Source organism: Sneathiella sedimenti, from assembly GCF_017313765.1.
GTDB classification, from domain to species: Bacteria; Pseudomonadota; Alphaproteobacteria; order Sneathiellales; family Sneathiellaceae; genus Sneathiella; species Sneathiella sedimenti.
In genome coordinates this window covers 395,928-410,801 of sequence record NZ_JAFLNC010000004.1, presented here as the reverse complement: position 1 = coordinate 410,801, position 14,874 = coordinate 395,928, and the positions used below count along the sequence as shown (strand labels likewise).

Below are 14,874 nucleotides of genomic sequence, written 5' to 3'. Positions count from 1 at the left end.
CATGGCGACCCCTAGCCTCAAGAATATCAAGGCCTGCGTTTTCGATGCCTATGGCACGCTGTTTGACGTAAACGCCGCCGCCCGTGCCGAGCAGGCGGCACTCGGTGATAAATGGCTGGAAATTGCCGACGTCTGGCGCCTGAAACAGCTTCAATACACCTGGCTGCGCAGCCTGCAACGGCGCCATGCGGACTTCTGGCAGGTGACCGGAGAGGCCCTCGATTTTGCCCTGGCAAGCGCAGGCGTATCAGACGCGGCGCTACGGGGACGGCTGATGAACCTTTACCTCACCCTTTCCGCCTATCCGGAAGTGAAAACGACCCTGGAACGGCTGAAATCATCAGGGATCAAATGCACGATCCTGTCGAACGGCACACCGGACATGCTTGCCGCCGCCGTCGATAACGCCGGAATCGCCTCGCTTCTGGACGGGGTCTACTCGATTGAGGATGTCGGGATATACAAGCCGGACCCGTCCACCTATCAGATCGCCGTTGACTGTCTGGGACTCGCACCGTCGGAGATTTCCTTCCAATCCTCCAACGGATGGGATGCCTATGGCGCGAAAGTATTTGGATTCAATGTTATCTGGTGCAACCGCTTCGACCAGGCAGCGGAACGCCTTCCCGGAACGCCGGATGGTCAGATTAAAACGCTCGATGAACTTCCCGCCATTGTTGGCGCAACATAATGAAACAGGATGAAATTAGCCTATGTCTTTCAGCGAAAATTATTACCCGTCGCCGGATGGCCTGAATTTATATTACAGGGAATACGGATCGGACGAAGGCGCCTGCCCCCTTCTCTGCCTGTCGGGCCTGACCCGTTCGTCGCTTGATTTTCATGAGTTCGCCGAGCGCTACGCGACATCGCGCAAGGTCTATACCCTCGACTATCGCGGGCGCGGCAAGTCCGACTATGACACGGACTACAAGAACTATAATCCGCAAATCTATATCGGCGATATCTTTGCCTTCCTGACCACGAAAGGTATCGGGAAAGCGTTGTTTGTCGGCACGTCCCTGGGCGGGCTGCTGACCATCGCGATGGCGGGCCTTGCCAAGAATTACATTGCCGGCGCCATCCTGAATGATGTCGGGCCGGAGGTTGACAAATCGGGGAGCAGCCGGATCCTCGATTATGTCGGCAAGGATGTTCGATTCAAGACCCGTGAAGAGGCGGCCGCACAGCAGAAAAAGATCTATGGCGGCGCCTATCCGGATCTCCCGGAGGAGGACTGGCTAGGCCAGGCGGAAACAACCTTCGTCTATGATGAGACCGCGAAGAATTATCGCCTCAATTATGACCTGAGCCTTGGCCGGGCGTTGGTGGACCAGCTTAATGCCAAAGAGCAGGTCGATCTCTGGCCGTTTTTCAGGGAACTTGGAGACCTGCCGGTGCTGGCGATCCGGGGGGCGCTCTCGGATGTCCTGAGCAAGGAGGTTTTCGAGCGCATGAAGGAGGAAGACCCCGATATGGAGGCCCTTGTCCTCGAGAACCGGGGCCATGTTCCGCTTCTCAACGAACCGGAAGCCCTTAAAAAAATGGATGATTTCATTGCTCGAATTCGATAAGACACCCTCCTATCAGTCCGTCCGAGATGCCGCGACGCAGCTCCGCGGGATCGCCATTCGCACGCCGCTCCTGGAATCCATGGCGCTCAACGACCGGCTGGGCGCAAGGCTGTTGCTTAAATGCGAGACGTTGCAACACACCGGTTCCTTCAAGTTCCGCGGCGCGTATAACACCTTGAGCCGCTTTTCCCCCGCCCAGAAGTCGGCCGGGGTCATCGCTTATTCGAGCGGGAACCACGCGCAGGGCGTCGCCCTGTCGGCGAAACTGCTGGGCATCCCCGCGACGATCCTGATGCCGGAAGATTCCCCTGCTATCAAGTTGAACAATACCCGCGGATATGGCGCAAAAGTTATCACCTATGACCGGTATCACCAGTCACGCGAGGAAATAGGGGAAAAAATAGCCAAAGACGGGAACCTGACGCTCGTCAAACCCTATGATAATTATTTCGTGATTTCCGGCCAGGGAACCACGGGAATTGAAATTGCTGAGCAATTGAAGGAGCGGGATATCCGTGCCGATATCTGTGCCGCGCCGACGGGCGGCGGTGGTCTGATTGCCGGGACGTCCCTCGCCCTTCGGGAACTTAGTCCCAGAACCAAAATCTACGCGGCGGAACCGGCATTTTTCGATGATACCAGCAAATCGCTCGCCACCGGGGAACGGGTCGAAAACCAGGATGGACACCAGAGTATTTGCGATGCCATTGTGACGCCGACACCCGGCAAGATCACTTTCGGGATCAACCGGCGAACACTATCAGGCGGGCTTGTTGTGACGGACAATGAAACCAGGGCGGCCGTGCGCACGGCCTTTCACTATTTCAAATGCGTGATCGAGCCGGGCGGCGCAGTTGCCCTCGCAGCATTACTCGAGGGCAAGGTTGATATTCGGGGCAAGACCGTTGTTGCCATCGCCTCAGGCGGCAATGTCGATCCATCGCTCTACAGCGAGATCCTGCAAGAGGGCGATCAGTAGGTCGCCCAGAATTCACCGTTCTGCAGCTTTTCGCGATAGCCGGCCATAAAGGATTCCAGCTGCCCGACACGGGCGATGACCGTTGCCCGCTCCCGGAAATCGGTTTCGGACGGATCATTCTGCTCGGTTATCAGGTCGAAGGCGGCCTGATCGGGCGTCCCTTTCATCTTATCGGAATATCTTTCCCGCAGATTACGAATACCGTTCTTGTTGTTGGAAAGATTTTGGGCGACGGCAAGTTGCATGATCCGCTGCCGGTCAAGCCGGGCGACATCCACTTCCTTCTTGTCACTGGCCCTCCCGATTAACTTCTCGATTGCCGGGATCGCCTGAGCCCAATTGCGTGATTTCCAGTGGATTTCGGCGCGCAACTCATCAGCCTCGATGCTGTTGTCATTGGCAACCAGCTGCAGGGCTTCCTTGTAATGCTGAAGCCCGGCCTGAGCCCGCGCTTCAATATGGATGCGCTCTCTCTTCTCCTCCGGTGGGAGTTGACGCCAGCGTGTATCATAAAGAACGCGAAGCGCCTGCGCCGGCTTACCGTTCCAGAGATGGACAACGGCAAGCTTTGTGCCCGCCTGAGCCTTGGCCAGCCCTTTCAGGCGGAAATTGACCTGATGCTCAAGCAATTGCGCGGCCTGTTCCAGCAGGTCGACACGCGTCAACCGATCCGCCAGTATCTGGATCATCTTGTCCCCGCGATCCCCGACCGGAGTCAGTTCGCGATACTGGTAATAAATCGCCAGCGCCTTGATTGGCGGGATTTCATCTGCCGCCCCTTCAAGGAACAGCTCGGCAAACAGGTTGTTCATTTTGCGCCCGAGGTCACGTGAATAGGGCGACTTGGGGAAGTGATGGACAATCCGTTTATAGGTTTCAAGACCATTACCAATCTGTCCCGTGGCAACGTATAAATCACCAAGGCGTTTTTGCACCTCTACCTCCAGCGCATCGCCGCGCCAGGCAAAATCGAGTTTTTCGATTTCCGCAATCGCCTGCTCAGGTGTGATCAGCTTCGCCACCAGATCGACATTGATCTTGTTGAAGCGGGCCTTTTCCGAAACGGGGCGATAATCGAGCGCTATCGCATTGTTAAATTTTGCAGCGGCCGTCGGGAAATCACTAAGCTGCAGGGCAAGTACACCTTCCAGATACGCTTTCTCCGCTTTCTGGGCCTTTTCTTCGGGAGCTTTTACAAGATCAAGCACTTGCTTTGCCAGATTGACATCGACATTTTCCAGTGCAGCCCGCGCCTGGAGCAAGCGGAAATGATCACTTAAAGTCTTTTCATACACATTGAAGGCAGGGGCGGAATAGTTAAGTTCCTGCGCCGCACGCTCCCAGTCTCCAAGGCCGGCGGACACCGCGCCGCGCCAGGGGGCAACTTCCACATCGCCTTCAAAGTCATTGTGATAAAGATTGCGGGCCGCCGCGTCATAGCGATGCATCCCCAGTTGGGCAAGACCTGTCAGCAGACGATATTCCCGGTCCTTCTCTATCTTAGGATAGGCCCGGAGCAACTCAGCCAGCACCCCAAGCGCTTCTGCATGATGATCATGTGCGATATAGAATTTGGCGAGCGTCATTTTCGCAGGACGCTTTTCCTTTTTCTCCGCCGTCGCCGCCGCACTTTGAAGTTCCTGCTTGCGGATCGTAAATAGCAACGGGTTTACCTGTTGCCACTCCTGCAGACGGACAAACTGGGCCTTGCCAATGGCCGGCGTCGGATAGATTTCCTCACCTGCCTTTTTGGGGACTTCCTTTGGCTCAAGCGGCGCCGCAAACTCATTGGAAATGGCGGAAACGGCAAGCCCGTTCTGCTCATGGCCAATCCGGATATCGGCGTCCGTGGACTTGAGCGCAATTCCCTGAAACGAGGACAGGACAGTTATGCTATTGAAGATATGCTCTTCCGCGATACCCCAGCCGGAACCATGAAGCGGCATCGCCACAAGGTCCTCACTTGCCGTGGGGTCCTGGAATCGAATTTCCTTGCCGTTATTTACGGCAGGGATGAAGGCGCGGAACTCAGACGCCGAGATTCCCTGCGTCTGGACACCCAGCGGATGGGTTATGGCCGGTGTCGCATCGAGTTGGAAATCCACATACCATTCTTCATTCACCTTGTGGACCTTCGGCGCATATCCTTCGCGGAAATTGAACCGGATCAGAGTAGCCGTGTCATGGTTTATCTGGCGTGCACTGGGAACGAGGAACTTGTAGGGCCCGGAAAGGCTCTTGAAATCAACCTTTGATATCTGATCGAAAACGACCCAGTGTGCTCCCCCGGACTCGAACATGGCCATGGCCGCCGGCTTGCTCCAGGGGAAGATAAGACGGAACCCGTCCTTCAGATTGGCAATCTTGACGTTCAGCTCTGGTCCCACTGGTGCACCGAGGGGCGCAGAGACGACCTGCTTCGATTCCACCCTGGCAACGGGTTCTTCCCCGGCATCCTTGATAACGAGAGGCTCTGCTTTTACCGGCTCGATCTTCGCCACCTGCTTTTCTTCGTCGACTTCACTGACTTCCTTGTCCAGCACGATCGTCGGGCTAATGGCAACTATCGCGGTGCCGGAGGCCGCACCAGAGGATGGGGACAGGTTGGAGAGAGCCTCATCGCTGACCGGGGTCTCAATCTTGACCAGTTCCGTGCCTGCAACAGGTGTCGGCGCGGGCAGTTCACGCGCCGTTTCTTCCTTGGGCTCAATCTGCTCCACCTGCTTTTCCACAGAAGTCGACTCGATTTCAGGCTTCCTCGGCTCCAGCTTGACAACCGGCAATTCGATAATCGGCCCTTTCACGGACGGAGTGGCCTCAGTCTCCTTGCCGGCAGTTTCCTGCGGGACTGTGTCGCTTTTTGCAGGTTGCACCTTCTTCACAGGCTCGGCCGGTGCTTCTTTCGAAGGCGCGCTGACTTTCACGCTTTCTTTCTTTGCAGGTGCAGGGGCGGCAGGGACGACCTTTTCTGGCGTAGCCTTCGCCTGTACTTCGCCTTTCTGGATATCAAAAACGACGCTTTTTTTATTGCGGAAACTGCGTGTGGTACTGCCTGGCTTGAGCTGTACCGAAACTTCCGTCTTGCCGTCCGGATTTGAAAGTGAGATCGATGTCGCGAAATTGAGTGGGTCATTGTTGAACGCCCTGGTATCCAGCACTGCCAGCGCATCAAAGGTAATTATCAGCTTATCGCCAGTTCCAGTTGTCCGGCTGGTATAACCGGTAGTCGCCGTTGGCCAGTCGAAGACCAGGCGGCTGAAATCTGGATGATCGCCACTCCTCAGACGGACCGGGACAGCACTGCCGTTATCTGTCTTTTTTCCGCCTGACGGGGCCGATTTTGTAAGCTCAACAACAACGGCGTTCCCGTCCTTGCGCGCGGCAACCCTCACCTCTTCCTTGACAGGAAAGCGAACGGACTGCTTCCCTTCCAAAAGCTCTCCCTTGCCAACATATTGCGCGAGCGCGCTTGAGGCGGCGGAAAGGTCCGTATCAAAGGGCTTGGTAAAGCGGATGTAGAGATATCCCTCTTCCAGTTCGGTCGTGAACTCCGGCGTTTCATCCCAGTTGAAGACCAGCCGACCGACATTGTCCTTGTTGGCCGCCGTAACGGTAACCGGCGTGGCCGCAATTGCTTCGCTCATCAGGAACGCGATAACAAGCGCGCCGACTAACAGCAATTGTCCCAGACGATGTCCAAATCCGTGATTGATAACGCGGTTCATACTACTTCCCTCGACCCTCAGCTTCACGCACGACAATGTCCACACGTCGTGCCAATGCATATTTTCTATCCTTGTCGTCCACATAAATCAGTTCGTTAAAACGGGAGTCCGCCATGCCGTAAACCCGGATCGGATAGATATATCCGGAGTTCTCAAGCTCATTGGCGACCGACAGCGCCCGGGCGAGCGATAGCGCCCAGTTGTTCGGATACTTCGCCGTTGCGGACGTGATCGGGTCCGGGTCCGTATGCCCATAGACCTCGATCCTGTTGCTGATATGGCGAAGCGCATTGCCGATCATGCCGATCACCTCGGCAACCTCGCCGCTTTCCTTTTCGGTTCCGGGCTTGAAAAATTCCCAGCCGGCAAGAGAAATGACCAGGCGATCCTCGGCGCGGAAGATATCAACATTCGCAAGCAGCTCGCTTTGCTGCTTTTTACCGTTCAGGACATGCTCCAGATAGGACAGGTCAATGGCTTTTGGCTCATTGATCATCGACATGTTCTTTTCCGCCTCACCCGTCTTGGTGACAAGGTCGGTCACGTCGCTCATCTTGTTGCCGAAGGTTTCCGTCAGCGTTTGCCAGCGATCCACCTTGATTTCACTCATCGAGAACAGCAGAACGAAAAAGGCGAGCAACAACGCCAACAAATCGGCAAGTGATGTCATCCAGGCGGTGCTGGTATCCGCAGATTTTTCATATTGCAGCCCGAAAAAGGTCATTTCGCACCTGCTTCCGGCCGGAACTGAAAGGTAAGCGACGGGCGCAGGAAGAAGCTGAAATGTATAAGCCCTGCGTCACCCGCGGCCATCCCGATCGAGATATTGCGCGACGGCACCCCGGCCTCCATCAGAACCTGCGAGAGGTGGCTGACCCGCTGTGCGGCGATATCTTCGGAGATATCCGCAAGCTCCGGCAGCGCCATCCCGGTGCCGATGAGGATTTCCAGATCGGTACCGATGTTGTTATTGCGCGCGATCAGTGTCTCTGCGATATCATCAAGAAAAGTCCCGAGCGTATTGCGCATTTCCACACTGCGATAGGCAAAAAGCTGCCGTATGGGAACAGTGAACTGAAGTCGTGTGCCCCCTTTGGTAAAGCGGGATTCAACGAGTGGGATCGCCGTTTCAAAAACGTTTTTCAGCTTCGCGTGAAAGGCCTGCGTGCCCTGCTCCTCCCCTGAGAGCATCTTCTGCTGGTCCGCCGGTGTATCTTGAGAAAGGCCGGCAAAGGCAATATTCACACTGCCGAGAACAGACCGGACGCGATCATCCTGCAAAACAGACACTGAATGCAAAAAAATGAAGAAGGCAAGCAGAAGAAGATAAAGCGAGACAAAGATGACGGCATTGGCGTTTTTCTCATTCACCGGGCCCGTCATGGACTCGCTCATATCGATCTGTACAGAAATCCTATTGTCCGTCCCCGTCACCCGGTCACCTGCCTATTCATACAGTCACGCTTAAGTCGCGTATCAAGATAGGCAAATTTTACCCTGCAATGGTTAATCAGCGGTAAAGAGGAGACGCAAATCTCACGATTTTTGATATTGATGAAGGGCTTTAGTACCGACTTAGCTCTTGCCGTCTTCCGCACCGGGAAGTTGACGGCGCGTGGCCAGCTCGACAGTCAGCAAATTCGCCCGCTTGTTGTTCATTGCCGCCAGGATTACCGCCATTTTCGCTTCCTTGATATTGCTCGCGACATTGATCAGGATATCCATATCAAGGTCATTGAAAATACGTGCCGCATCTTTTGGCTTCATCTTCTCATAGATCTTGACCAGACTCTCCATCTGGGCCTTTTCCTGCTCGTCATGCATTTGCAGGAGAGAATTAAGAGTTGCCTCCATCTCCTTCAATTTTTTGATCTTTTCGTCAATGCGGGATTCGGTAGCCTTGAGAAGGTTGTCCCGCATATCCAGCTCTTCGCCGCGACGGTCAAGTTCAGCGCGGCGATCTACCAGGCGCTCAAGAACCTCAATCTCGCTCTTTGAAAACTGGTGAGTGCTGTTCGGGTCTGCCGACGCAACGGTCGTTTCCGGAACTGTGTCATCCGCGGGGACGCCCTCTTCCGCAGCTTCCATGTTATCGGATTTGGTTGCTTCGGCATCGGGAGCCTTTTCCGCTTCGTCTGTCTTGCCGCTGGCCTTGGCCTCCGCGACATTAACGTCAAACAGGACACCCTGGGCATCCGTCCAGACGGCACTCAGCTTGAGGCTGAAAATCAGGGCCAGCGCAACGACGGTTACAGGCAAAATACGAATATGTTTCATCATGATTGGCCCCTGCCTCACGTCGATTTCGTCAATACGTCAAAAAGTTCTTTTTCCGCCTCGGTACGGAATTTCGTGGGCGCGGCTACCGGTCGTGCCGGCGCGATATCATCATCATCGAACAGCCCGGCCGGATCGTCGTCATAAATGCCGGTTATTTCCCGTTTCGAGGAGGATTCCACCCCCTTTTGCAGCCGGTCCGCAATGCGCGTGCTCGACGCGTTGATTAGCTGGAGCTCTTCGATCAGTTCCTTGGCTTGGGATATTTCCGCGTTGAACTGCCTTCCGGTTGTCGCCGCCAGTGATTTCAAATCCTCGACCCCGGTTTTCGACCGAACAAGCGCCTTGTCAAATTCTTCCGTCAACTGGCGCAATTCCGTATGGGCATCGCGCATGCTGGACAGTCGCTTGTTCAGCATCGCGCAATATCCGATCGTTGCCAGCAACAAACCGACAAGAAACAAGTTCAGCAGAAAATCGAGGGGCAAGTTTTCCATCATTATTCTAACCTATTGGTCTGAGTGACTTATCAACTTTAACGGCGATATTCTGGCCAGACCGTCCCATTTTGCCAGACACCATCGAAATCCCGCCACAACGCAGGATCGTCGGGCTTTCCGGTGAGGCGTTAAACATGACCGTATCGCCGATCTTCAGGTTCAGAACCTCGTTCAGAGACATCTTTTTCTCATCCAGGACTGCCTGGATATCAACTTCGGATGACCAGAGTTCTGTTGCCAGATGGTTTTCCCAAATACTGTCGCGACCAAATTTCTCGCCCATGAACATTTGCAGAAGCAACTCACGAACCGGTTCCAGCGTGGCATAGGGCAGAAGCATTTCAATGCGGCCGCCGCGATCTTCCATATCAATGCGAAGTTTGATCAGGATCGCTGCGTTGGCCGGGCGGGCGATCGTCGCGAACCGCGGGTTAGTCTCGATCCGCTCGTGACGGAAGGTCACCGGGCTCAAGGGCTCGAAAGCGGCGGTCATGTCATTCAAAACAACCGATAACATCCGCTCCACCAGATTGCGCTCGATTGTCGTATAGGGCCGGCCTTCAATTCGCATCGCGGCCGTGCCGCGCCGGCCACCCAGCAATACATCGACAATTGAGTAAATTAACGAGCTCTCGACCATAATCAGGCCAAAATTGTCCCATTCTTCGGCCCGGAAAACGCTTAAGATCGCCGGTAGAGGAATGGAATTGAGGTAATCGCCAAAACGAATGGACGTAATATTATCGAGACTGACCTCAACGTTATCGGAGGTAAAATTACGGAGCGACGTTGTCATCATCCGGACGAGGCGGTCAAACACCACCTCCAGCATGGGAAGGCGCTCGTAGTTGACCAGCGCAGAATTGATGATGGCCTTGATACCAGAGTTTTCGCTGGTGTCTTCGCCTTCCATATCAAAGCCGAGCAGGCTGTCGATTTCATCCTGGTTGAGTACGCGCGTGCTGTGACCGCTCATTTCAGCGGCGGAGGGTTCGTCGCTTTCTCCCTCCATAGCCGCAGCCATGTCATCCTCACCTTCGGCGGCCATCGCAGCGGCCATATCCATTTCGTCGTCCTGATCAGACATACAATTTCCTACTGCACCAGCATTTCTTTAAACAACACATCGTTCACCTTGACGGGAGCCGCTGAACTATTGATCCGCATCAGCAGTTCTTCCTTGAGGCGAAATACTCCCTGTGACCCGTTCAGATCCTCTTTCCGAAGTTCGCGGAGATAAACCTGGAAATTGTCGATGATCCTCGGGATCAGGAGCTCCAGATCCGGGATGGATGCCTCGTCTGCCAGTTCGAGCGAAACCCCAAGCTTCAGAAAGCTGCTTGATGAATTCCCGGAATTGAGATTGACCAGCATTTCCGGCAGATCATAAAAAACGACCTTCTTGTTCACCTCAGCCGCTTTCGCCGCAATTTCCTCTTCTGTCGGTTCAGGCGCATCAAACACGCCGGCGAAGTAGGCTCCACCAGCACCGCCGCCGATGACTAGCAAGGGCAGCAATACAAAGAGAACCAGAAACTTACCGCTAAGTTTCTTCTTTTTCTTCGACTCGCCGTCTTCTTCCTGATCGGCGTCCAACGCCTCGTCTTCTGTCTCGTCAACCATTGTTCGTTCGTACCTTCGACGAATTGGACCTTTAACAACTGGTTACAGAGTAGGCCGCTTTGGTTAACAAGAAGTTGATATCATCCAATTCTTTTGCAAAAAGGCGCAATTTATATTGGAAATCGACAATCCGCTGACGGGCCGGCAATCGGTGATAGGAAAAAATTGCCGCCAACGGCCGAATTTGCACCCCTGGTTTCCCGTGAACCCTTCCCTATCCACATATAACATATTGTTTTTGTTGATATTTTATTCTGGCACGGGGTCTGCATATAACTTGGCAGATCAATTTGTGCCAGAAAGGCAGAGATATGGAAAACGCAGTTTTTATTGGATTGTCACAACAGATGGCGCTGAAACGGCGCCTCGACATAACCGCAAACAACCTCGCAAACGTCAATACGACGGCCTTTAAGAGCGAACATCCTCTGTTCGAGGAGTTTCTGGTGGAACGCGCGAACCAGGACTCTGTTTCATATGTTCAGGACTATGGCAGCTATCGCGACCTGCGCGAGGGAGAGTTTACCCATACCGGCCGCCCCCTTGATCTCGCCGTCAGCGGAGAGGGATATTTCACCATCGAAACACCGCAAGGCACACGATATACACGCAATGGCAGCTTCCGGCTTGATCCGGAAGGGACCGTCGTCACCATCGATAACAACGCCCTGCTGGATGAGAACAACCGCAAAATTACCGTCGACCTCCAGTTTCAGGATGTCTCCTTTGCACCGGATGGCACGGTAACAACGGCCCCCGGACAGACGCAGAAGATCAGTCTCGTCAATTTTGAAAACCCACAAGTACTGAAACAGGTCGGTAATGGATTGTATGACGCAGAGGACTTCCGCCCACAGGCAGCCGTAGAGGCCACTATCATGCAGCGTACCTTGGAAAAGTCGAACGTCCAGCCCATTCTGGAAATGACGGCGATGATCGACATCATGCGCGCCTATCAGTCAGCCCAACAGCTGCTGGATTCAGAGCATGACCTGCAGATGAAAACTATCGAAGAAATGCCAACACTACAGTAGAGAAGGAATAGATTAATGCGAGCACTCGGTATTGCCGCCACAGGTATGTTGGCCCAGCAGCTTAACGTGGATGTTATCTCCAACAACATCGCCAACATGACAACAACCGGCTTTAAGCGCCAACGCGCAGAGTTCCAGGACCTGCTCTATCAGGACATGGAACGCGCCGGCGCCGCTTCCTCCGATGCGGGCACGATTGTCCCGGCGGGTATCCAGATCGGTGTCGGTGTCAAGACCGCGTCTGTCTACCGGATTACGGAACAGGGCGGACTTGAATCGACGGGCAACACTTATGACATGGCCGTTCAGGGCGAGGGTTATTTCCGGATTCTCCTGCCAAGTGGTGAAGAAGCTTACAGCCGTGCGGGTTCGTTTCAGTTAAGCCCGACGGGTGAGATCGTGACGCAGGACGGATTTACCGTCATTCCCAGCATCACCATTCCGCAGGACGCCACCAGCGTGACAATTAACCCGAGCGGTGAAGTTGAGGTCCAGATCGACGGTCAGGTCAATTTGCAGACTGTGGGTCAGCTCGACCTTGCGATTTTCTTCAACGAAGGCGGCCTGCAGCCACTGGGCGACAGCCTGTATAAGGAAAGCACGGCATCCGGCGCCCCAACAATCGGCGTTCCGGGATCCACCGGCTTTGGCACCTTGCGTCAGGGATATCTTGAAATGTCCAACGTGAATGCGGTGCAGGAAATCACCCAGCTCATCAGCGCCCAGCGCGCCTATGAGATGAACTCGAAAACCATTACCGCCGCCGATGAAATGATGTCGGTTACCAACCAGCTTGGACGATAAAACTTTCTAGAATGAAAGAGACAGCTATGAAATACATTGCACTCGTACTAACCCTGATGATCGCCTTGACCGCTCCGTCACTTTCGGTTGCCGACGAGACGATTACGCTCCGGCGCGACATTACGGTCGAGGGAGAACAGATTACCATCGGCGATCTGTTCACCGGGGCCGGCGACAAGGCCGAGCAGGTTATCGCGCCCTCACCCGCGCCGGGCAAATCAACGGTTTTCAAGGCTGTCTCGGTCGCCCGTTATGTCCATATGCAAGGGCTGGAATGGCGTCCGGCGACACCGATCCGCCGGATTACGGTTCGCCGTCTGGGCGCCAGCATCCCGCAGCAGGTTATTACCGATCAGCTACGTGCCGCCCTGGAGTATGAACTGGACCTGGATATGTTCGAAATGAACCTGGCCACGCAAAACCTGAATATCCAGATTGCCGCGGATCAACCCCAGACAGTTTCCATTGAAAATCTGTATATCAACCGCGACAGCGGCCAGTTCGTTGCAGAGATTCTCGCACCGGCTCATGCGGAAAACGGCCAGCGCGTTAAGCTGAGCGGCCAGTTCCATGCGCAAATGCTGGTCCCTGTCCTCAAACGCTTCAAGTCCGCAGGCGAGGAAATTCGCGAGAGTGACATTGACTATAAGCCCGAACGCGTCAGCAAGGTCGGACATCATGTCGTTACCGATGCTGCAAGCCTGATTGGCAAGAGCCCGCGACGCTCCGTCCGTTCCGGTCTGCCGATCAATATCAGTAACCTGGGTGATCCCGTCCTTGTCGAAAAAGGCAAGCTGGTCGCTGTCATTCTGGAACAGGGTGGCATGTATCTCTCCGTTACCGGCCGCACCCTTGAAGCCGGTGGTGAAGACGACGTCATCCGCGTTGAGAACGTCAACAGCCGAATGGTTATACAGGCCCAGGTGATCAGCCCACAGGAAGTACGTATCATTACCCGGCAGCCGCAGTTGGCATCTGCCAGCGATATCAAGGAATAAAGGAGCTTACCATGACGAACCGTATTACATCCATTACCCGTATCCTGATGGTGGTCGGTCTTGGCCTTGCTCTGTCGGGCTGCAACTTCTTTAACCGCCTTTCCAATATCGGCTCCGAGCCGCCGCTGTCAAAGATTGAAAACCCGGTAGCCCAGAAAGGCTACCAGCCGGTGTCCATGCCCATGCCGCGACCGGAACCCGTGCTGCTCCAGGCAAACTCCCTCTGGCGGCCCGGCTCCAAGGCCTTTTTCAAGGACCAGCGAGCGAACCAGGTTGGCGACATCGTGACAGTACTTGTCGAGATTGAGGACAAGGCGACGCTCAATAACTCAACTGATACGACGCGAGCCTCTTCCGAAAACGCCGGGTTCGCCGGATTTCTCGGACTGGAATCCCAGGTAACCAAGGTCCTGCCGGAAGGCACCGATGCCGCCGCCCTGATCGATCTGGGAAGTGATCACAGTATGAAGGGTTCGGGTGCCGTCAACCGGAACGAAACCATCAATATGGAAATCGCTGCCATCGTGACCCAGATCCTTCCGAACGGAAATATGGTAATTGTCGGCCGTCAGGAAGTCCGTGTGAACTTCGAAAGTCGCGATCTCTCGGTCACCGGTGTTGTCCGGCCGGAAGATATCACTTCCTCCAACACGATTGAGTCGGCAAAGATTGCCGAGGCCCGCATCGCCTACGGCGGCCGTGGTCACCTGACCGACGTCCAGCAGGGCCGCTATGGTCAGCAACTCTTCGACATTATCTTCCCCTTCTAAGGAAGGCCATGAAACAGAAAAAGCCGGTTCAGATAGAACCGGCTTTTTTATTGTCTCATCTTGTCTGAAAGCAAAACCTAGTCGTCACGGTAGCTTTTCTCACGGCGTTCGTGCCGTTCCTGCGCTTCCAGGCTTAACGTTGCAACCGGGCGGGCTTCCAGTCGTTTCAGGGAAATCGGCTCACCTGTCTCGACACAATAGCCATACTGTCCTTCGTCAAGCCGGCGCAGCGCCGCATCGATCTTGCCAATAAGCTTGCGCTGCCGGTCACGGGTGCGAAGCTCCAGCGTCCGTTCGGACTCGGTCGAGGCCCGATCCGCGATATCCGGTTCCTTTACCGTTTCTTCCTGCAAGCTCAGGATTGTCTGGCTCGCATCGGCGAGAATCTCGTTACGCCATTTCATTAACTTGGCGCGGAAATACTCTTGCTGGCGTGAATTCATAAAAGGCTCGTCTTCGGACGGCTGATAGTCTTCAGGAATTTGAACGTTCATTAAGCGACTCCAGTTCCCATTTCTCGAATGCCTCAACATGGGCACCCAAAAATTTACCGGCCATAAATATAAGATCGCGGCGTTATTAGCAACATC

General features: G+C 54.6%; 15 protein-coding genes. 7 read left to right on the top strand and 8 right to left on the bottom strand.

The window, feature by feature from the left end:
• Position 1: 1 nt before the first annotated feature.
• From J0X12_RS13810 to J0X12_RS13800, 3 genes are read left to right on the top strand one after another with little or no spacing between them, the layout of a single operon-like run.
• A complete protein-coding gene (locus tag J0X12_RS13810) occupies positions 2-691 on the top strand; it encodes a haloacid dehalogenase type II (RefSeq protein ID WP_207046767.1) in 690 nt (229 codons plus the stop codon).
• A 22-nt stretch (positions 692-713) separates the two neighbouring features.
• A complete protein-coding gene (locus J0X12_RS13805; RefSeq protein WP_207046766.1) occupies positions 714-1,574 on the top strand; it encodes an alpha/beta fold hydrolase in 861 nt (286 codons plus the stop codon).
• Entirely contained in the window at positions 1,549-2,553 is a 1,005-nt protein-coding gene (locus J0X12_RS13800) for a threonine ammonia-lyase (RefSeq protein WP_420497077.1), read from the top strand. Before J0X12_RS13805 ends, J0X12_RS13800 begins: the two co-directional genes overlap by 26 nt.
• Here J0X12_RS13800 and J0X12_RS13795 read toward each other — a convergent pair.
• The 7 genes from J0X12_RS13795 to J0X12_RS13765 form a co-directional block, all read right to left on the bottom strand.
• Positions 2,547-6,278, bottom strand: coding sequence for a tetratricopeptide repeat protein (locus J0X12_RS13795; protein ID WP_207046762.1), 3,732 nt, complete (start codon positions 6,276-6,278; stop codon positions 2,547-2,549). The two genes, J0X12_RS13800 and J0X12_RS13795, sit on opposite strands and share 7 nt — an antisense overlap.
• A gap of 1 nt (position 6,279) precedes the next feature.
• On the bottom strand, positions 6,280-7,002 hold the full coding sequence (locus J0X12_RS13790) for an OmpA/MotB family protein (RefSeq protein WP_207046760.1): 723 nt from the start codon (positions 7,000-7,002) through the stop codon (positions 6,280-6,282).
• Entirely contained in the window at positions 6,999-7,712 is a 714-nt protein-coding gene (locus tag J0X12_RS13785; protein ID WP_207046758.1) for a hypothetical protein, read from the bottom strand. The genes J0X12_RS13790 and J0X12_RS13785 overlap by 4 nt, the downstream gene beginning before the upstream one ends.
• Positions 7,713-7,853: 141 nt before the next feature.
• Complete coding sequence (locus tag J0X12_RS13780) at positions 7,854-8,558, bottom strand: MotE family protein (protein WP_207046756.1); 705 nt, start codon at positions 8,556-8,558, stop codon at positions 7,854-7,856.
• Positions 8,559-8,572: 14 nt separating this feature from the next.
• Positions 8,573-9,055 (bottom strand): DUF6468 domain-containing protein, encoded by a 483-nt coding sequence (locus J0X12_RS13775; protein WP_207046754.1) that lies wholly within the window; start codon positions 9,053-9,055, stop codon positions 8,573-8,575.
• A gap of 4 nt (positions 9,056-9,059) precedes the next feature.
• Positions 9,060-10,142 (bottom strand): flagellar motor switch protein FliM, encoded by a 1,083-nt coding sequence (gene fliM / locus J0X12_RS13770; RefSeq protein ID WP_207046752.1) that lies wholly within the window; start codon positions 10,140-10,142, stop codon positions 9,060-9,062.
• A gap of 8 nt (positions 10,143-10,150) precedes the next feature.
• The gene (locus J0X12_RS13765) at positions 10,151-10,678 is read right to left on the bottom strand and encodes a flagellar basal body-associated FliL family protein (RefSeq protein ID WP_207046750.1); all 528 of its coding nucleotides are present in this window, start codon (positions 10,676-10,678) and stop codon (positions 10,151-10,153) included.
• A gap of 311 nt (positions 10,679-10,989) precedes the next feature.
• On the opposite strand from J0X12_RS13765, the gene flgF reads away from it, so the two are divergent.
• The 4 genes from flgF to flgH are packed head-to-tail and all read left to right on the top strand — an operon-like array spanning position 10,990 to position 14,284.
• Positions 10,990-11,712: a flagellar basal-body rod protein FlgF gene (gene flgF, locus J0X12_RS13760; RefSeq protein WP_207046748.1), complete on the top strand. Its 723-nt coding sequence runs from the start codon at positions 10,990-10,992 to the stop codon at positions 11,710-11,712.
• Between the two features lie 15 nt (positions 11,713-11,727).
• On the top strand, positions 11,728-12,516 hold the full coding sequence (gene flgG / locus J0X12_RS13755; RefSeq protein WP_207046746.1) for a flagellar basal-body rod protein FlgG: 789 nt from the start codon (positions 11,728-11,730) through the stop codon (positions 12,514-12,516).
• A gap of 26 nt (positions 12,517-12,542) precedes the next feature.
• The gene (gene flgA / locus J0X12_RS13750; protein WP_207046745.1) at positions 12,543-13,514 is read left to right on the top strand and encodes a flagellar basal body P-ring formation chaperone FlgA; all 972 of its coding nucleotides are present in this window, start codon (positions 12,543-12,545) and stop codon (positions 13,512-13,514) included.
• Positions 13,515-13,525: 11 nt separating this feature from the next.
• Positions 13,526-14,284 (top strand): flagellar basal body L-ring protein FlgH, encoded by a 759-nt coding sequence (gene flgH, locus J0X12_RS13745; protein WP_207046743.1) that lies wholly within the window; start codon positions 13,526-13,528, stop codon positions 14,282-14,284.
• A gap of 77 nt (positions 14,285-14,361) precedes the next feature.
• On the opposite strand, the gene dksA is transcribed toward flgH, so the two are convergent.
• Positions 14,362-14,778 carry an RNA polymerase-binding protein DksA gene (dksA, locus tag J0X12_RS13740; protein WP_207046740.1) on the bottom strand — a complete coding sequence of 139 codons (417 nt, stop codon included), beginning with the start codon at positions 14,776-14,778 and terminating at the stop codon, positions 14,362-14,364.
• Between the last annotated feature and the right edge of the window lie 96 nt (positions 14,779-14,874).